Origin of the sequence: Gibbsiella dentisursi, from assembly GCF_039539505.1 — a bacterium.
Taxonomy (GTDB): domain Bacteria; phylum Pseudomonadota; class Gammaproteobacteria; order Enterobacterales; family Enterobacteriaceae; genus Gibbsiella; species Gibbsiella quercinecans.
On the sequence record NZ_BAABDG010000002.1, the window covers coordinates 314,922 to 331,273 of the forward strand.

Below are 16,352 nucleotides of genomic sequence, written 5' to 3' on the forward strand. Positions count from 1 at the left end.
TACCGTACGGCCTTATTTAATGAGACTCATGTTTTACTAAGGGTTCCAGGCGCTCTGCCATCCAGGCAGCGATAAACGGCTGGGCATCCTGATTGGGATGCAATCCATCATCCTGCATCCATTCCGGTTTAATCACCACCTGTTCCATAAAGAACGGTAGCAGCGGAATGTTGAACTGCCCGGCGAGCCGCGGGTAAATGGCGCTGAAAGCGTCAGTATAGCGCTTGCCGTAGTTGGGCGGGATGCGAATCTGCATCAGCAGCGGCTGGGCGCCGGCCTGCTGGATCAGCGTGATGATCTGGCTGAGCTGCTGTTGAATATCGGGCGCCGGAAAGCCGCGCAGGCCATCGTTGGCGCCCAGCTCAACCAGCACCCAGCGTGGCTGGTGCTGCTTTAGCAGCGCCGGCAGGCGCGCCAGCCCTTGGGCGCTGGTGTCGCCACTGATGCTGGCGTTAACCACCTGTGGGCTACCTGGCTGTTTCTGCCAGCGGGCGGCCAACTGCGTCGGCCAGGCCTGCGCCACCGGCAGGCGGTAGCCGGCGCTTAAACTGTCGCCCAAAATCAATAGGGTATCTGCGGCGGCAGCGCGTAAACTGAATAATCCCAACAGCAAAAGGAAGGGAAGATGCCAGCGGAAAACGTTCTTGAAGTTCATCATCTTAGTAAACACGTTGGTGAGGGGGAACATCGGCTCACCATACTTACCGGTGTCGAGCTGGTTGTCAAACCCGCGCAGACCATCGCCCTGATTGGCGAGTCCGGCTCCGGCAAATCGACGCTGCTGGGCATTCTGGCCGGGCTGGACGACGGCAGCGCCGGCGAAGTGCGTCTGCTGGGGGAAAATCTGCCCGCGTTGGATGAAGAAAAACGTGCGGCGCTGCGCGCCAGGGACGTGGGGTTTGTCTTTCAGTCGTTCATGCTGGTGCCGACGCTCAGCGCGCTGGAGAACGTGCAGTTGCCCGCATTGTTGCGCGGCGAGAGTGAACGCCAAAGCCGCGAGCAGGCGGTGCAACTGCTGGAGCAACTGGGCCTGGGCAAGCGCCTGGGCCACCTGCCGGCGCAGCTATCCGGCGGCGAGCAGCAGCGGGTTGCGCTCGCCAGGGCCTTCAGCGGCCGGCCGCGGGTGCTGTTTGCCGATGAACCCACTGGCAACTTGGATCGCCAGACCGGCGTGCGCATCGCCGATTTGCTGTTTTCCCTCAACCGTGATTTTGATACTACGCTCATCCTGGTCACCCACGACGAAACGCTGGCGGCACGCTGCCAGCGGCGGCTGCGCTTGCGTGAAGGCAAGCTGTGGGAGGAAGCATGATTTGGCGCTGGTTCTGGCGTGAGTGGCGTTCGCCTTCGCTGCTGATTGTCTGGCTGGCGCTGACGCTGTCGGTGGCCTGTGTGCTGGCGCTGGGCAGCATCAGCGATCGTATGAACAAAGGGTTAAGCCAGCAAAGCCGCGATTTTATCGCCGGCGATCGGGTTCTGCGCACGGCGCGCCCGGTGCCGGAAGGCTGGATCCTGGATGCGCAGCAGCAGGGGCTGCAGGTGAGCCGCCAGCTGTCGTTCACCACCATGACCTATGCCGGCGATCGTCCGCAACTGGCGCAGGTAAAGGCGACCGATTTGGCCTATCCGTTATACGGCACGCTGGAAACGCGCCCGGCCAATGTGAAGCTGGAGCCGGGCACGGTGCTGGTGGCGCCACGTTTGTTGGCGCTGCTGAATGTGAAAGTGGGCGATAATCTGGATGTGGGCGATACCACGCTGCGCATCGCCGGTGAAATTATTCAGGAGCCAGACTCTGGCTTTAACCCGTTCCAGACGGCGCCGCGCATCATCATCAACCTGGCGGACGTGGATAAAACCGGCGCGGTGCAGCCCGGCAGCCGTTTGACCTATCGCTATATGTTCGCCGGCGCGGTGGAGGATATCCAACGCTATGAAGATCGCCTGGTGCCACAGCTTACGCCGGGGCAGCGTTGGTACGGGCTGGAGGATTCCGGCAGTGCGCTGGGCAAATCACTGCAGCGCTCGCAGCATTTTCTGTTGATGTCCGCGCTGTTGACGCTGCTGTTGTCGATCGCCGCCGTGGCGGTGGCGATGAGCCATTATTGCCGTAGCCGTTACGATCTGATCGCGGTGTTAAAAACCCTCGGCGCCGGGCGCAAGGCACTGCGGCGCCTGATCGCCGGCCAATGGCTGGCGGTGTTGGTGCTGGCCGGGGTTTGCGGCAGCGTCATCGGCTTGGCGTTTGAGGCATTGCTGATCCGCCTATTGGCGCCGGTGCTGCCGGGGGAATTGCCCGCCGCCAGCGCCTGGCCTTGGCTATGGGCGATCGGCGCGCTGGTGATGATTTCACTGCTGGTGGGGCTGCGGCCATACCGCCAATTGCTGGCGACGCAGCCGCTGCGGGTATTGCGGCGTGATGTGGTGGCCAACGTGTGGCCGCTGCGTTATTTCCTGCCGGCGGCCTTGCTGATTGTGGTGCTGCTGTTGGCGGCGCTGATGGGCGCCAGCACGCTGCTGTGGTCAATATTGGCCGGGATTGTGGTTCTTGCGTTACTGTTGGGCGCTATCGGCTGGTGCAGCCTGATGGTGCTGCGGCGCATTACGTTAAAGAACCTGGCGCTGCGGCTGGCGGTCAACCGCCTGCTGCACCAGCCGTGGGTGACGATCAGCCAGCTTGGGGCGTTTTCGCTGTCGTTTATGCTGTTGGCGCTGCTGCTGGTGATGCGCGGCGATATGCTCGATCGCTGGCAGCAACAGTTGCCGCCGGGCACGCCGAACTACTTCCTGCTGAACATGAATGATGCGCAGGTGCCCCAGGTGAAGGCATTCCTGGCGCAGCATAAGGTGCATGAGGAAACCTTTTACCCGATTGTTCGCGTGCGGCTGGCTGAAATTAACCAACAGGCGGCGACGGAACGGGTGCATGAAGACGATCCGGGCGGCGAAGCGGTGAACCGCGAATTGAACCTGACCTGGCTGGCGGCGTTGCCGGACCACAACCCGCTGGTGGCCGGCACCTGGCCGCCGAAAGCCGGGGAAGTGTCGATGGAGCAGGGCGTGGCCAAACGCCTGAATGTCAAACTGGGGGATACGCTGACCTTTAGCGGCGATACCCAGACATTCAGCGCCAAAGTCACCAGCCTGCGGCAGGTGGACTGGGAAAGCCTGAAGCCGAATTTCTACTTTATTTTCCCGCCGGGCGGGCTGGACGGCCAGCCGCAAACCTGGCTGACCAGTTTCCGTTACGATGGCGACGGCAGCATGTTGACCCAGCTTAATCGCCAGTTCCCGTCGCTCAGCCTGATGGATGTGGGGTCGATCCTGCAACAAATCGGCGGCGTGTTGCAGCAGGTGAGCCGTGCGCTGGAGGTGATGGTGGTGTTGGTGGTTATCTGCGGGGGCTTATTACTGTTGGCTCAGGTGCAGGTGGGGATGCGCCAGCGGCGGCAGGAATTGGTGGTTTACCGGACGCTGGGCGCTGGTAAGCGCCTGCTGCGCGGCACGCTCTGGTGCGAATTTGCGCTGTTGGGGCTGGGGGCCGGTATTGCCGCCGCGCTGGGTGCGGAAGCGGCGCTGTGGCTGCTGCAAAGCCGGGTGTTTGACTTCCCCTGGGAGCCGACCGTGCTGCTGTGGTGGGCGTTGCCGCTGTTCAGTGCGCTGTTGCTTTCACTGTGCGGCGGTTGGTTAGGCGTGCGTTTGCTAAGCGGCAAGGCGCTGTTTCGCAATTACGAAGGGTGATTGCGCGATAGCCTGAAACGTACGTTCCCGCTTTCTGGCGCTGGCTTGCCTCTCTCCCAGTGGGAAAGAGGCAAGCCGAAACCGCGGCAGTGAAAACGCCTGGGGTTAGCCCAGTTTTTGCTGCGCCCACTCCAACCCGCTTTGGTACTCGGCCGGCAACAGCGGCGCCAGCGCCTGTAACGCCTGCTGCAATGCGGCGGCGTGCGGATCGTTTAAGTTCAGATGGCCGACCTTGCGCCCGGGGCGCACTTCTTTTTCATACCAGTGCAGCCGCACCAGCGGCAGCGACAGCCATTGCGTATTCACCGCGGTGCCGATCAGGTTGACCATCACCGACGGCGTGTTAACCACCGGCTTCGGCAACGGCAAACCCAGAATAGCCCGCAGGTGCAGTTCAAACTGGCTGATCGACGCCCCGTTTTGTGTCCAGTGGCCGCTGTTGTGTACGCGCGGCGCCAGTTCGTTGATCAACAAACGATCGCCGACGATAAAGCATTCCATCGCCATCACCCCAACGTAGTCGAGCTCGTTAAGGATCGCGCCGAGCATCTGTTCGGCCTGCTGTTGCAACGCCGGGAGCGGCTGCGGCAGCGCAACGCTGGTGCGCAGAATGCCGTCCTGATGCAGGTTGTGGGTCAGCGGGTAAAATACCGCCTGGCCATCATGGCCACGGGCGCCCACCAGCGACACTTCGCCAGAGAAATTGATCCCCTGTTCAACGATGCATTCGCCGTAGGCATCGGCCGGCAACTCATTCTCCTGGCCGGGGCGCAGGCGCCATTGGCCGCGGCCGTCATAGCCGCCGACGCGCCGTTTAACGATGGCCAACTCGCCCAGTTGGGAAAACACCTGCGGCCATTCGCTGGCATCGGCCAGCAGTTGCCAGGGCGCGGTCGCCAGGTTGAGCCGATCCAGCAGCTGTTTTTGCGTCAGGCGATCGGCCAGGCGCGGGAAAATGTCGCGGTTGACGAATGCGTTATGGCGCGCCAGTTCGCGCGTGAGCGCGGTTTCCGGCCAGCGCTCGATTTCCGCGGTAATCACACTGTTTTGATACGGCACCGCTTCCGGTTCGGCATCAAGGCCAACCGGATAGACCGCAATGCCTAAAGGCTCGCCGGCCTGGCGCAGCATACGCCCCAGTTGGCCGTTGCCCAGTACGCAAACCGGTTTCATGCTTCCTCCCGTGGATCCGGATTATTCAGCACTTCATCGGTTTGCGCCTGGCGCCAGGCTGCCAGGCGCTGTGCTAACGCGCTGTCGTGCAACGCCAGGATCTGCGCCGCCAGCAGGCCGGCGTTGGCCGCACCGGCTTTGCCGATGGCCAATGTGCCCACCGGGATGCCGCGCGGCATCTGCACGATGGAATACAGGCTGTCGACGCCGCTCAGTGCCGCGCTTTGCACGGGAACCCCCAACACCGGGACCAGCGTTTTAGCCGCCAGCATGCCGGGCAAATGCGCCGCGCCGCCCGCGCCGGCGATGATCACATCAAAACCGTTGCCGCTGGCCTGTTCGGCAAAGCTGAACAGTTTGTCCGGGGTGCGGTGGGCAGAGACGATCTCGACGTGGAATGGAACGTTCAGTGCGGTGAGGACGTCGGCGGTGAATTGCATGGTGGCCCAGTCACTTTTGGATCCCATAACAATTGCGATTTTAGCTCCGGCTTGGGTGGCTGAAGCGGCGTTGGCTCCCATGGGTGTAAGGCTCCTGTAAATGATACAAGCTTTGGCCGGTTGCGCGGGTGGCAGGCCGTTTGAGGGCGTAGAGCATAACATGTGAGCACGGCGAGGAAAACGGTTGCGTCGCCGCTTTTCGCCGGCAAACCCGGGAATTTTTTAGCGCGTTTTAACGGCCGCCGCGTAAACAACGCCTTATGGCGGCGTTGGCGAATGCGGCGGGGCTAAAATGGGAAGCGGATCAATTCAACGCCGTTCGCGCTGACCTTGACCATCGAACCTTCGCTGTGCCAGGCGCCGAGCACCACCCGGTGCGCTTCGCCGCTGCTCAACGCGAGCGTATGCACCGCCGGCCGATGGGTATGGCCGTGGATCATCCAATGCACCTGGTGGCGCAGCAGGGCCTGCTCAACCGCATGTGGGTTAACATCCATGATCGCTTCAGATTTGTACTGATTGCTCTGTTGGCTACGGGCGCGCATGTTGGCGGCGATCTTTAGACGCCAGCGCAGCGGCATGGCAAGGAATAGCGTTTGGATCACCGGGTTGTGCACCCGGCGGCGGAACCGCTGGTAGGCGTGATCGTCCGTACACAGCGTATCGCCGTGCAGGATCAGGATCTTTCTGCCGTACAGATCGAGGACTTTTTCTGCCGGCAGCAGCGCCATGCCGCTTTCGCGGGCGAAGCGTTTGCCCAGCAGAAAATCGCGGTTGCCGTGGATAAAGTAGCAGGGCACGCCGGCCAACTGCAGCGCTTTCAACGCGGCGGCGACCTCACGGTGCAGCGGTTGGGGATCGTCATCGCCAATCCAGGCTTCGAACAGATCGCCAAGGATGTACAGTGCGTCGGCATGGATCGCATCACGTTGCAAAAAACGCAGAAAACCGGCAGTAATTGCCGGTTCCTGTGCGCATAAATGCAAATCTGCAATGAACAGGGTGCTCATGCAGTTGTGATTATTCGCTGACGGTAACGCTGTTGATTACCACATCTTCAACCGGAACGTCCTGGTGCATACCGCTGCGGCCGGTTTTCACGCCTTTGATTTTGTCGACGATGTCCAGGCCTTCAACCACTTCGGCAAATACGCAGTAGCCCCAGCCCTGGGCGTTTTCGCCACGGAAGTTCAGGAAGTCATTGTCGACAACGTTGATGAAGAACTGGGCGGTGGCAGAGTGCGGATCGTTGGTACGGGCCATTGCCAGGGTGCCACGGGTGTTTTTCAGGCCGTTGTTGGCTTCGTTTTTGATTGGCGCCTGGGTGCTTTTCTGGTTCATGCCTGGCTCAAAGCCGCCGCCCTGGATCATGAATCCATTGATAACACGGTGGAAAATGGTGTTGTCGTAGAAGCCTGCACGGCAGTAGTTCAGGAAGTTTTCAACGGTAACCGGCGCTTTGTCAGCAAAGGTCTTGATAACGATATCGCCGTGGTTGGTGTGGAAAGTAACCATATTTTAATCCTAACAAGGTGAAGTGAGATGCCACATATACGCTCAACATACGCGTTGCCGGAAAGCCAGCGCGCCTGTCATTACAGCGTGCACGATCAGACCGCTCTTATAACATATCTCACTTAGCGAGTCAGTATTGGCGGGTTGGGGCGGTATGTTGCAATACGGGATTTTTTGCCCTGCCTGGTGATACTATTCATGGTTATGAGCTTTTTTACCGGCCTGGGCAGCAAACCCGTGCCTGAACCTTGCATTACATCACCCTTCGGGGTTCAATACGCAGCATTAACTTGATGCCCTGTAATTAATACTGTTATCACGTACACCACGGAATATCCTGATGCTAAAGATTTTTAATACCCTGAGTCGTCAAAAAGAGGAATTCAAACCTATTCATGCCGGGAAAGTGGGCATGTACGTGTGCGGGGTGACCATTTACGATTTGTGCCACATTGGCCACGGGCGCACCTTTGTCGCCTTTGACGTGGTGGCGCGCTATCTGCGCTACCTGGGCTACGATCTGGATTATGTGCGCAACGTTACCGACGTTGACGACAAAATCATTCGCCGCGCGGCGGAAAACGGTGAAACCTGCGAGCAACTGACGGCGCGCATGCTGGCCGAGATGCATGCGGATTTCGATGCGCTACTGATCGAACGGCCAGACCAGGAGCCGCGCGCCACCCAGCATATCGGCGAAATTATCGCGCTTACCCAGCGCCTGATTGAGCGCGATCATGCCTATGTGGCGAGCAACGGCGACGTGATGTTCGCGATCGACAGCGATCCGGATTACGGCCTGCTGTCGCGCCAGGATCTGGATCAACTGCAGGCCGGCGCGCGCGTGGAAATTGATGACGTGAAACGCAACCCGATGGACTTCGTGCTGTGGAAGATGTCCAAGCCGGGCGAGCCGAGCTGGCAATCGCCATGGGGGCCGGGCCGCCCAGGGTGGCACATTGAGTGCTCAGCGATGAACTGCAAACAGCTTGGCACCCATTTCGATATCCACGGCGGCGGCTCAGATCTGATGTTCCCACACCATGAGAACGAGATCGCCCAATCAAGCTGTGCGCACGATGGCCCGTACGTCAATTATTGGATGCACTCCGGCATGGTGATGATTGACAGAGAGAAGATGTCTAAATCCTTAAACAACTTCTTTACCATCCGTGACGTGCTGGGGCATTACGATCCTGAAACCGTGCGTTATTTCCTGATGTCCGGCCATTATCGCAGCCAGTTGAACTACAGCGAAGAGAACCTGAAACAGGCGCGTGCTTCGCTGGAGCGCTTGTACACTGCGCTGCGCGGCACCGACGCTGCAGCCCTGCCGGCCGGCGGTGAAGCCTTTGAGGCACGCTTCCGGGAAGCGATGGACGATGATTTCAACACGCCGGAAGCCTATTCGGCGCTGTTTGATCTGGCCCGCGACGTCAACCGCCTGAAAGGGGAAGATATGGCGGCGGCCAACAGCCTGGCGGCGGAGCTGCGCAAGCTGGCGAAGGTGCTTGGCCTGTTGCAGCAGGAGCCGGAGCAGTTCCTGCAAAGCGGCGCACAGGCGGATGACGGTGAGGTGGCGGAGATTGAAGCGCTGATCAAACAACGCAACGACGCCCGCCAATCCAAAGACTGGGCGGCAGCCGATGCGGCGCGCGATCGCCTAAACGAAATGGGTATTGTGCTGGAAGACGGCGCACAGGGAACGATCTGGCGCCGTAAGTAACCGCGATAATGGCAACCTGCGTGGCGGGTTGCCCGCTTTCCACCGCGGTTTTCAACGATAGCCGGCGGCGATAACAGCGCAGCCGGCCATCAATAGGGCAGGGTTACGCAGTCACGGTGATCTGTTGCCCGGCGTAGCTGACCGTTTGCCCGGCGAGGATTTTGCAACGCTTACGGGTTTCCACCGCACCGTCTACCGTAACCAGGCCATCGGCAATGGCGTTTTTCGCCTGCGCGCCGCTTTCACTCAAGCCTTCCAGTTTCAGCAGATCGCACAGTTCGACGTGCGGGTATTTACCCAGGGAAAAGGTTGCCATCTTAGTGGTTCTCCGTGTCATGGTACTCTTCACACGCCTGTAGCGTGTTTTGGATCAACGTGGCGACCGTCATTGGCCCAACGCCGCCCGGTACGGGGGTGATGTACGAGGCTTTGGCGGCGGCTTCTTCAAACAGCACGTCACCCACTACTTTACCGCTTTCCAGCCGGTTGATGCCCACATCGATCACGATCGCGCCTTCTTTGATCCATTCGCCAGGGATAAAGTTCGGCTTGCCGACGGCGACGATAAGCAGATCGGCATGTTCGATATGGTGGCGCAGGTTTTTGGTAAAGCGGTGGGTGACGGTGGTGGTGCAACCCGCCAGCAGCAGTTCCATGCTCATTGGGCGGCCAACGATGTTGGACGCGCCGACCACTACGGCATTCAGCCCGAAGGTATCGATGTTGTAGCGCTCCAGCAGGGTGACGATGCCACGCGGCGTGCAGGGGCGCAGCTTCGGTGCCCGCTGGCACAGGCGGCCGACGTTGTACGGGTGGAAGCCATCAACGTCTTTATCCGGCAGGATGCGCTCAAGCACCTTGACGTTATCGATGCCGGCCGGCAGCGGCAACTGCACCAAAATACCGTCGATTTCTTTGTCTGCATTTAGCGTGTCGATCAGGGCCAGCAGTTCCGCCTCGGTGGTGGAAGCCGGCAGATCGTAAGAGCGGGAAATAAAGCCGACCTCTTCACAGGCGCGGCGCTTGCTGGCGACGTAAATCTGTGAGGCCGGGTTTTCACCGACCAGTATCACCGCCAGGCCGGGAGCACGTTTGCCAGCGGCCAGACGTTGTTTAACATGCTCAGCCACTTCATTTCTAACCTGCTGCGCAATCGTTTTACCATCAATAATTTTTGCTGCCATCAGTGAGGAAATCCATCAATTAAGAAAAGCGGGGGGATGGCGCTATTTTGTCAGAAGCTGGCCGCGCTGTCAGGCGTTGAATCAGGGTTATTGCGTGGAACGGCGTCGGACTTGGCTGATTTGCGGCTTTTTAGCTGCCATAAAGTAGGGGGATTGGTGCCGGCGGTTGGGGGGAATGCTAAGGCCGCTGGGTGAAATAGCAATGATTAACGGTGGGATAGCGATGCCGCATGGGCGAAAAATCGCCATAAGGCACCATTGCCGGCGCAACCCTATGAAAAGGCATTGACTCAGTACCCGCTGACCGTATAATCCCAACCCGCAACCCCCGGTTGCCGCATCCCAATGCGCCCTTAGCTCAGTTGGATAGAGCAACGGCCTTCTAAGCCGTAGGTCACAGGTTCGAGCCCTGTAGGGCGTACCATTAAATATCAATGAGTTACATAACTCAACCTGTTTTCTCTTTTCCTGTGTGGGACAGATTTGGGACTACCCCCCGAAAATCGCATCATTCTGCTTGGCATGTTCGATTAAATGGATCGGCGCCAGGTGAGCGTATCGACGCATCATCTCGATAGATTCCCAGCCACTCAATTTCTTGCAAAGCTGATAGTGGCCTCCCGCCTGAAGCAGCCAGCTTGCCAAAGTGTGCCTCAGATCGTGGAACCGAAAGTTATCTGGGGATGGTTTAGCTCGATATTCAGCCATTTTGACTGGACCGATGGTTGCATCGCTGTCAGCAACGCAGACATGCAGCAGATCTGGGCCAGAGTGCCGACGGGGATTGCCATCACTATTGCGCCATGATGAACGGCAATAACATTGGCAGCCCCTCCGTATGAGAGGCGCTGCCAGTGCCCGGCATTATTTAGTCGTGTAGCCCCCGTTGACCAGAATCGTCTGCCCGGTCATCCACCAGCCGTCGCTGACCAGAAAGCGGACCCAGGGAACGATGTCTTCAATATCCGTCAGGCCGGTTTTACTGAAAGGGGACAAGGCCGCCGCGGTTTTGTGGTAAGCCACGGCATCCGCGCCTTCGGCCGGATAAAAGAACGGCGTGTCCATTGGCCCGGGGCCGATAGCGGTGACGGAAATACCGCGTTCGCCCAGCTCTTTCGAAGCCGCACGGGTGAAGTGTTCAACCGGTGCTTTCATGCCCGCATAGGCAGCATAGTATGGGGTATAGGCACCGAGCAGCGAAGTAACCAGCGTGCAGATTTTACCGTTATCCCGGACGTGTTTACCCGCTTCTTTCAGGAAGAAAAACGCAGATTTAGCATTAACGGCACTCATGTCATCAAACTCCGCCTCGGTGATCTCGGCCATCGGCTTCTTGAGCACTTTCCCTACGGTGTTGATGGCGATGTCCGGTGCCCCCAGCGCAGCGGCGGCGTCAGCAAAGAGCTTTTCCATGGCGGCGGCAGAGGTCAAATCAGCCTGGAGCGCCACCGCTTGCGCGCCGGCGGCCTTGATCGCCGTGACAGTGGCTTCGGCATCTTTGCGCGTTGCGTCGCTGTTATAGTGAATGGCAATGGCACGGGCCCCTTGCTGCGCGAAATCACGGGCAATCAGGCCCCCGAGATTCTTAGCCCCACCGGCGATTAGAACGGTTTTACCTTTGATGGCATGGTCGGTCATGTTCCAACTCCTGTGTCGGTTATTGACGGGTGTGTTCGTAAAAACAGCTTAATACAACGGAATGCTGTATAAAGAACCATTATCTGCATGCACTATTCAGCATTAACGAATAATGAGAGCCTATGGACACCATCGAACTGTTCCGGATATTTATCCGTGTTGCGGAAAACGGCAGCTTTATTCGGGCGGCGGAGACGATGAACCGGCCCGCCTCGACCGTTTCTGCCGCCATCAAAGAACTTGAGTCCCGGCTAGGGACCCGCCTTTTACACCGCACCACGCGCAGCGTTTCCCTGACTTCCGACGGAAGCGCGTTTTATGCGCGCTGCCAGGTTGTGGTTCAGGATGTGGAAGAAACCGAGAATCTTTTCCGGCAGGCCGATGGGCATGTGCAGGGGAAAATCAGGGTGGATGTGCCTGGGCGGGTCGGAAGACGCATTATCGTGCCCGCGCTACCTGATTTTTTTGCCCGTCATCCTTCTATTCAGATTGATCTCGGTGTGACCGACCGCAGCGTGAATCTCCCGGAGGAAGGTATTGACTGCGCCATTCGCGTTGGCGTACTGAATGACTCGGGGATGGTGGCGCGCAGGGTCGGTTATCTGAAGTTTATTAATGTAGCTTCCGCGGGCTACATTTCCTCTTTCGGCGCGCCCGAATCCCCGGAGCAGCTTGATAAGCATTTTACTGTGGGTTACGTCTCGCCGACGACCGGGCGCCAGGAACGTTGGGAATGGCTGCGCGATGGAGAAACATGCAGTACGGACGTTAACAGTTTTCTGACCGTTAATAACGCTGAAGCGTATATCGAGGCTTGCGTCGCGGGCATGGGGATGATTCAGATCCCGGAATATGACGTGAGTGAACGCCTGGCGGCCGGTGCCCTGCATGAGGTCATGCCGGCTTTTTTGCCTCGCCCGCTTCCTGTCAGCGTGTTGTATCCCAGCCGAAGGCATCTTGCACGCCCGCTCCAGCTATTTATTGCCTGGCTTGAGCCGCTATTAGTGGAAAAAATGCGACTCAGCAAAACGGCTTAAGTTTGCCTCCGTGTTTTGGGGCAGATGGCAAGAGATTTATTATACTGAAACATACGATGGCGCAGGCTGAATAGCCCATGCGTCATCATGTTTGAAAAAAACTGAACGTAATAAACAAAACTATTCACTATCAACGTTGTTAATAGCTGGTGAAAATATCTTTCCTAATGCTTGCTCATTCATGAGGGTAGTGCAGTGAATAATATGAAAAAGATCGCCATCGCGTTGTTTGCGGCAACAAGTCTTTATGTCCCGCTGTCACAGGCAGAAGCTGTAAAATACGAGCTCAACCCGGAACATACTTCCGTTATTGTAACCTGGAACCACTTCGGTTTTTCTCATCCGACAGCGGTGATCCCGAATGCCAAAGGCGAACTGGTGTTCGATAAAGAAAGCCCTGAAAAATCAACCATCAATGTTACTCTTCCGGTTTCTGAAATAGACAGCCACGTACCGCTGCTGACCAAAGAGTTCAAGGGTGTGGAATATTTTGACGTGGCGAAATATCCTTCGGCGACGTTCCGTAGCACCAAAGTTATCGCTAAGGGTGATAATCAGTTCGACGTTGAAGGTAACCTGACCATTAAAGGCACCACTAAACCGGTCACGCTGCATGCCACCCTCAACAAACAGGATATTCAGCCGATGCTGAAAAAACCTGCGATTGGGTTTGATGCCGTAGGTACGATCAAACGCTCTGACTTTAAAATTGATAAATACGTTCCTGCCGTTGCCGATGAAGTCACGCTGACTATCTCAACCGAAGCCTATAGTAAATAACCGGTTGTTTTCTGGCTGGCCTGTGCCAGCCAGATATTGATGTATTCCCCCAACATTTTTGCCTTAGTTTCCCCGGCTGAAAATCGCTTTCAGGTTCGCCAAAACCGCCGCGCCCGGGTGCCATAAGGCAGCAGCGCTGGCCTGTTTTGGTGCACGTGCCGCAACTGCGTGACCGCCGTCTTCCGTTTTATCTCCATTCCGCTTTGGCACGATAAATGCTTGCATTAGCGCTCCTGTATATACATGTATGTTTATAAACGGCCTGCGTGTCAGAGCTGTGCCTTAATCGTCTATTTCACAGGGAATGATGCTGATGTCGCGGGTTGCCTTGGCAGGCGTGATCCACCAGTATCAAGTTTTGCCAGCAAGCCGGTATTACGCTTCACCGGCATAAACACAGGTTTCACCTGCGGCAGGCCAATAACCTCACCTGCCTTTTACTGCATGATTTTTCAGGGAGTAAGCAATGAAAAAACGACTGTTATCCGCCTGCCTGGCTGGGTTAGTGGGCTTTTGCGGCGCGGCGGCGGCCCAACAGACGCTGCGTTTTGGCGTCGATCCGACCTTCCCGCCCTTTGAGTCCAAAGCGCCGGATGGCGCGTTGCAGGGCTTCGACATTGATTTGGGCAATGCGATTTGCCATCAGGCCAAGGTGCAATGCCAATGGGTGCAAATCGGCTTTGACGGCATTATTCCCGCGCTGCAGGCCAAAAAGTTCGATGCTATCTTGTCCGCCATGTCGATGACGGATAAGCGCCGCCAACAGGTTGCCTTCTCCGACATGGTTTACAACACGCCGAGTGCGCTGGTCGCCCCGAAAGGCAGCGGGTTAACGGCTGATATCGCCACCCTCAAGGGCAAAAACATTGGCGTAGCCCAGGGCACCATTCACGAATCCTGGGCCAACGAAAAATGGGCGCCGGCGGGTGTACATGTGGTTGCCTACCCGAACCAGGAAGAGCTGTGGCCGGATCTGGTTACCGGCCGGTTAGACGGCACGCTGACCAATGCCGTATCGGCCGATGAGGGATTTCTGAGCCGGGATCAGGGCAAAGGGTACGCCATCGTAGCAACGCTGGTGGATAAAAAATTCTTTGGCGAAGGCGTTGGGATCGGTTTACGTAAAGATGATAAGGCCAATCTGGCCCTGATTAACCAGGCGCTGGCCGAGCTACATAAAAATGGTGAATATGATCGCCTGACCAAAAAGTACTTCCATTTCAACGTCTACCCAAACAAGGAATAAGGCCGTGACGGATGCCGTGGCATTACCTGATTATTGCGCCCAGCGGGCGCGTTTTCTTGCGGCAGTGCAGCGGGCCGGCGGGGCGTTGAGCCACTGGCGGCACCCGCTGCCCGGCCCGCAAGGCGAAACCCTATATACCGATGTTGCGCTGATCGGCCCGGCGCAGGCCAGCCAGCTGCTGGTGATTATTTCCGGCACGCACGGGGTAGAGGGCTACTACGGTTCAGAGAGCCAGATCGCCTGGCTGGATGAATACGATCCGCACGCCTTGCCGCCGGATACCGCCGCGGTGCTGATCCATCTGATCAACCCCTGGGGCACCGCCTGGCTGCGGCGCGTGAACGAAGACAACATTGATCTTAACCGTAATTTCGTCGATTTTGGGCAACCGCTGCCGGTGAACGCAGATTATGAAAAATATCATGCGTTTTATCATGGCGAGCGGGAGCCGGCGGATCGTGCGTTGGCGGCGGTGTTGGGCGCCCAAGGCTGGCCGGCGGTGAAGCGGGTGGTGGAAGCCGGGCAGTATCGCCATGCCGACGGCCTGTTCTTCGGCGGCGTGGGCGAGAGTTGGTCGCGCCAAACCCTGAAACAGATTATCGAACGCCACCTTAGCCACGCCCGGCGGATCATCAGTTTTGACCTGCATACCGGTGCCGGCGCCTGGGGCCACCCGATGCTGCTGGCTATTTCCGAAACGCCGCGCCCGGAGCAGGCGCTTGCCCGGCAGTGGTTCGGCGAATGGCTCACCGTGTTGTTTACCGGTGCCGAGCGCGAGAGCGACACCGGCGTTACGGCCAGCGCGACCGGCTATCTGTCCCAGTTTATGCTGGATAGCCTGCCTGGCGTGGAACTGATCCAACTGGTGATTGAGTGCGGCACCCTGAGTGGGGAACAGATGCACCAGCGGGTGCGGGCCGATCACTGGCTGCACTTGGCAGGCGATCCGCTTAGCCCAGCCGGGCGGGCGGTGAAGCAGGCGCTGGTGGCCGGTTTCTGGCCAGCAGATGAGGACTGGCGTGAGCTGGTGGCGCTGCGTACCCGGCAGATTTTCCGCCGGGCGTGGCGGGCGTTAGCGGAAAGCGAGCCTTTATAGCCGCCCGTAAAACGTCATGCGAGCCGTTTCAGACAGGGCGATCCCCGGTTGTGCGTTCCAGGCCAGCACAGCCAGCATCCGGGGTTTTTCACCTTCGGTCGGGGTGACCCGGTGCAGCGCGTTGCGCCCGCGAAAGAGCACCAGATCGCCTGGCTCAATCGCCAGTTTAGCGACCGGGCGTTGTTCATCCAGCACCTCCGCCACCCCGGCGTAGTTCATTTCGCCGGCGTCGGCGTCACGCAGATCGCGGACATATTCGAACACGCCGCCGCCCAACGGTTTTTGGATCAGCAACGTGATGGCGAACGATGAATTGTCGAAATGCCAACCCAGTTGCTGATCGGCATGGGCATAGTGCAGGTTGATGGACGACAGCGGATCGGCATAAGGCCACAGCGCTTCTTCTTCCAGCACATCGCACAGGAAATCGCGGAACTGGGCGTCGTTATAAAGTTGGCGCAGCGGGGAATCCTGCGCAACCTGATCGTCGGTAATGCAGCCTTTGGTGGAGACAACCTCACGGTTGCGCGGATGCTCGGCCGGCAAGGCCGGATCGGGCTTCAGCAGGTAAACGTTATGGCGGTTGACGGCGTACCAGGCCAAATGGTGGCGGGCCTCGCCTTCCTGGCGCACCTGCTCGAGCGCTGCGCCGGTCAGGAAGCCGCGCAGTACCAGCGCGCCGTCGCGCTGCAGCGTTTCCCGGCAGGTCTGGCGCCAGGCGGGATCCGCTAAGGGATGGGCATCGATTTGGACGATAGTGTTCAACATGGTTTTGG

General features: G+C 58.4%; 18 protein-coding genes, 1 tRNA gene and 1 pseudogene. 9 read left to right on the forward strand and 11 right to left on the reverse strand.

Annotation, left to right across the window (positions count from 1 at the left end; genetic code table 11):
- Positions 1-16 precede the first annotated feature (16 nt).
- Complete coding sequence (gene tesA, locus ABFX35_RS01830; RefSeq protein ID WP_183096631.1) at positions 17-655, reverse strand: multifunctional acyl-CoA thioesterase I/protease I/lysophospholipase L1; 639 nt, start codon at positions 653-655, stop codon at positions 17-19.
- Between tesA and ybbA the strand changes: the two genes are divergently transcribed.
- A complete protein-coding gene (ybbA, locus tag ABFX35_RS01835; RefSeq protein WP_095848937.1) occupies positions 626-1,312 on the forward strand; it encodes a putative ABC transporter ATP-binding protein YbbA in 687 nt (228 codons plus the stop codon). The two genes, tesA and ybbA, sit on opposite strands and share 30 nt — an antisense overlap.
- A complete protein-coding gene (gene ybbP / locus ABFX35_RS01840; protein WP_346078833.1) occupies positions 1,309-3,741 on the forward strand; it encodes a putative ABC transporter permease subunit YbbP in 2,433 nt (810 codons plus the stop codon). The genes ybbA and ybbP overlap by 4 nt, the downstream gene beginning before the upstream one ends.
- 105 nt (positions 3,742-3,846) lie before the next feature.
- Here ybbP and purK read toward each other — a convergent pair whose 3' ends face one another.
- The 4 genes from purK to ppiB form a co-directional block, all read right to left on the reverse strand.
- On the reverse strand, positions 3,847-4,914 hold the full coding sequence (gene purK / locus ABFX35_RS01845) for a 5-(carboxyamino)imidazole ribonucleotide synthase (protein ID WP_279027894.1): 1,068 nt from the start codon (positions 4,912-4,914) through the stop codon (positions 3,847-3,849).
- On the reverse strand, positions 4,911-5,435 hold the full coding sequence (purE, locus tag ABFX35_RS01850) for a 5-(carboxyamino)imidazole ribonucleotide mutase (RefSeq protein ID WP_095845549.1): 525 nt from the start codon (positions 5,433-5,435) through the stop codon (positions 4,911-4,913). Before purE ends, purK begins: the two co-directional genes overlap by 4 nt.
- 206 nt (positions 5,436-5,641) lie before the next feature.
- Complete coding sequence (locus ABFX35_RS01855; RefSeq protein ID WP_279027898.1) at positions 5,642-6,364, reverse strand: UDP-2,3-diacylglucosamine diphosphatase; 723 nt, start codon at positions 6,362-6,364, stop codon at positions 5,642-5,644.
- A 10-nt stretch (positions 6,365-6,374) separates the two neighbouring features.
- Complete coding sequence (gene ppiB / locus ABFX35_RS01860; protein ID WP_095845547.1) at positions 6,375-6,869, reverse strand: peptidylprolyl isomerase B; 495 nt, start codon at positions 6,867-6,869, stop codon at positions 6,375-6,377.
- A gap of 340 nt (positions 6,870-7,209) precedes the next feature.
- On the opposite strand from ppiB, the gene cysS reads away from it, so the two are divergent.
- The gene (cysS, locus tag ABFX35_RS01865; RefSeq protein WP_346078836.1) at positions 7,210-8,595 is read left to right on the forward strand and encodes a cysteine--tRNA ligase; all 1,386 of its coding nucleotides are present in this window, start codon (positions 7,210-7,212) and stop codon (positions 8,593-8,595) included.
- Between the two features lie 103 nt (positions 8,596-8,698).
- On the opposite strand, the gene ybcJ is transcribed toward cysS, so the two are convergent.
- Both ybcJ and folD read right to left on the reverse strand, forming a co-directional pair.
- Entirely contained in the window at positions 8,699-8,911 is a 213-nt protein-coding gene (gene ybcJ / locus ABFX35_RS01870) for a ribosome-associated protein YbcJ (protein WP_095845545.1), read from the reverse strand.
- 1 nt (position 8,912) lies between these two features.
- Positions 8,913-9,779 carry a bifunctional methylenetetrahydrofolate dehydrogenase/methenyltetrahydrofolate cyclohydrolase FolD gene (gene folD / locus ABFX35_RS01875; protein ID WP_346078838.1) on the reverse strand — a complete coding sequence of 289 codons (867 nt, stop codon included), beginning with the start codon at positions 9,777-9,779 and terminating at the stop codon, positions 8,913-8,915.
- 347 nt (positions 9,780-10,126) lie between these two features.
- Here folD and ABFX35_RS01880 point away from each other — a divergent pair.
- Positions 10,127-10,203, forward strand: a tRNA-Arg gene (locus tag ABFX35_RS01880).
- A gap of 24 nt (positions 10,204-10,227) precedes the next feature.
- Here the strand turns inward: ABFX35_RS01880 and ABFX35_RS01885 are convergent.
- A pseudogene (locus ABFX35_RS01885) lies at positions 10,228-10,457 on the reverse strand (tyrosine-type recombinase/integrase); the annotation flags it as partial.
- On the opposite strand from ABFX35_RS01885, the gene ABFX35_RS24140 reads away from it, so the two are divergent.
- Positions 10,440-10,586, forward strand: a complete 147-nt coding sequence (locus ABFX35_RS24140; protein WP_428832155.1) for a L,D-transpeptidase family protein — start codon at positions 10,440-10,442, stop codon at positions 10,584-10,586. The pseudogene ABFX35_RS01885 and the gene ABFX35_RS24140 sit on opposite strands and share 18 nt — an antisense overlap.
- 57 nt (positions 10,587-10,643) lie before the next feature.
- Here the strand turns inward: ABFX35_RS24140 and ABFX35_RS01890 are convergent, their stop codons facing one another.
- Positions 10,644-11,417 carry an SDR family oxidoreductase gene (locus ABFX35_RS01890; RefSeq protein ID WP_279029422.1) on the reverse strand — a complete coding sequence of 258 codons (774 nt, stop codon included), beginning with the start codon at positions 11,415-11,417 and terminating at the stop codon, positions 10,644-10,646.
- A 122-nt stretch (positions 11,418-11,539) separates the two neighbouring features.
- On the opposite strand from ABFX35_RS01890, the gene ABFX35_RS01895 reads away from it, so the two are divergent.
- Together ABFX35_RS01895 and ABFX35_RS01900 are read left to right on the forward strand one after the other, a co-directional pair.
- A complete protein-coding gene (locus tag ABFX35_RS01895) occupies positions 11,540-12,454 on the forward strand; it encodes a LysR family transcriptional regulator (protein WP_346078840.1) in 915 nt (304 codons plus the stop codon).
- A gap of 204 nt (positions 12,455-12,658) precedes the next feature.
- A complete protein-coding gene (locus tag ABFX35_RS01900) occupies positions 12,659-13,234 on the forward strand; it encodes a YceI family protein (RefSeq protein ID WP_428832156.1) in 576 nt (191 codons plus the stop codon).
- Between the two features lie 63 nt (positions 13,235-13,297).
- On the opposite strand, the gene ABFX35_RS01905 is transcribed toward ABFX35_RS01900, so the two are convergent.
- Positions 13,298-13,459: a hypothetical protein gene (locus ABFX35_RS01905; RefSeq protein WP_346078844.1), complete on the reverse strand. Its 162-nt coding sequence runs from the start codon at positions 13,457-13,459 to the stop codon at positions 13,298-13,300.
- Between the two features lie 241 nt (positions 13,460-13,700).
- Here ABFX35_RS01905 and ABFX35_RS01910 point away from each other — a divergent pair, with 241 nt between their 5' ends.
- The gene (locus ABFX35_RS01910) at positions 13,701-14,480 is read left to right on the forward strand and encodes an ABC transporter substrate-binding protein (RefSeq protein ID WP_346078846.1); all 780 of its coding nucleotides are present in this window, start codon (positions 13,701-13,703) and stop codon (positions 14,478-14,480) included.
- 16 nt (positions 14,481-14,496) lie between these two features.
- A complete protein-coding gene (locus ABFX35_RS01915; protein WP_346080820.1) occupies positions 14,497-15,576 on the forward strand; it encodes a DUF2817 domain-containing protein in 1,080 nt (359 codons plus the stop codon).
- On the opposite strand, the gene ABFX35_RS01920 is transcribed toward ABFX35_RS01915, so the two are convergent.
- A complete protein-coding gene (locus ABFX35_RS01920; RefSeq protein WP_346078848.1) occupies positions 15,571-16,344 on the reverse strand; it encodes a HalD/BesD family halogenase in 774 nt (257 codons plus the stop codon). The genes ABFX35_RS01915 and ABFX35_RS01920 overlap by 6 nt on opposite strands.
- Positions 16,345-16,352 lie beyond the last annotated feature (8 nt).

Bases quoted from the DNA above. Each gene is read 5' to 3' on its own strand.
- ybbA (WP_095848937.1), top strand. From the start codon at position 626: ATGCCAGCGGAAAACGTTCTTGAAGTTCATCATCTTAGTAAACACGTT.
- tesA (WP_183096631.1), bottom strand. From the start codon at position 655: ATGAACTTCAAGAACGTTTTCCGCTGGCATCTTCCCTTCCTTTTGCTG.
- ybbP (WP_346078833.1), top strand. From the start codon at position 1,309: ATGATTTGGCGCTGGTTCTGGCGTGAGTGGCGTTCGCCTTCGCTGCTG.
- purK (WP_279027894.1), bottom strand. From the start codon at position 4,914: ATGAAACCGGTTTGCGTACTGGGCAACGGCCAACTGGGGCGTATGCTG.
- purE (WP_095845549.1), bottom strand. From the start codon at position 5,435: ATGGGAGCCAACGCCGCTTCAGCCACCCAAGCCGGAGCTAAAATCGCA.
- ABFX35_RS01855 (WP_279027898.1), bottom strand. From the start codon at position 6,364: ATGAGCACCCTGTTCATTGCAGATTTGCATTTATGCGCACAGGAACCG.
- ppiB (WP_095845547.1), bottom strand. From the start codon at position 6,869: ATGGTTACTTTCCACACCAACCACGGCGATATCGTTATCAAGACCTTT.
- cysS (WP_346078836.1), top strand. From the start codon at position 7,210: ATGCTAAAGATTTTTAATACCCTGAGTCGTCAAAAAGAGGAATTCAAA.
- ybcJ (WP_095845545.1), bottom strand. From the start codon at position 8,911: ATGGCAACCTTTTCCCTGGGTAAATACCCGCACGTCGAACTGTGCGAT.
- folD (WP_346078838.1), bottom strand. From the start codon at position 9,779: ATGGCAGCAAAAATTATTGATGGTAAAACGATTGCGCAGCAGGTTAGA.
- ABFX35_RS01890 (WP_279029422.1), bottom strand. From the start codon at position 11,417: ATGACCGACCATGCCATCAAAGGTAAAACCGTTCTAATCGCCGGTGGG.
- ABFX35_RS01895 (WP_346078840.1), top strand. From the start codon at position 11,540: ATGGACACCATCGAACTGTTCCGGATATTTATCCGTGTTGCGGAAAAC.
- ABFX35_RS01900 (WP_428832156.1), top strand. From the start codon at position 12,659: ATGAAAAAGATCGCCATCGCGTTGTTTGCGGCAACAAGTCTTTATGTC.
- ABFX35_RS01905 (WP_346078844.1), bottom strand. From the start codon at position 13,459: ATGCAAGCATTTATCGTGCCAAAGCGGAATGGAGATAAAACGGAAGAC.
- ABFX35_RS01910 (WP_346078846.1), top strand. From the start codon at position 13,701: ATGAAAAAACGACTGTTATCCGCCTGCCTGGCTGGGTTAGTGGGCTTT.
- ABFX35_RS01920 (WP_346078848.1), bottom strand. From the start codon at position 16,344: ATGTTGAACACTATCGTCCAAATCGATGCCCATCCCTTAGCGGATCCC.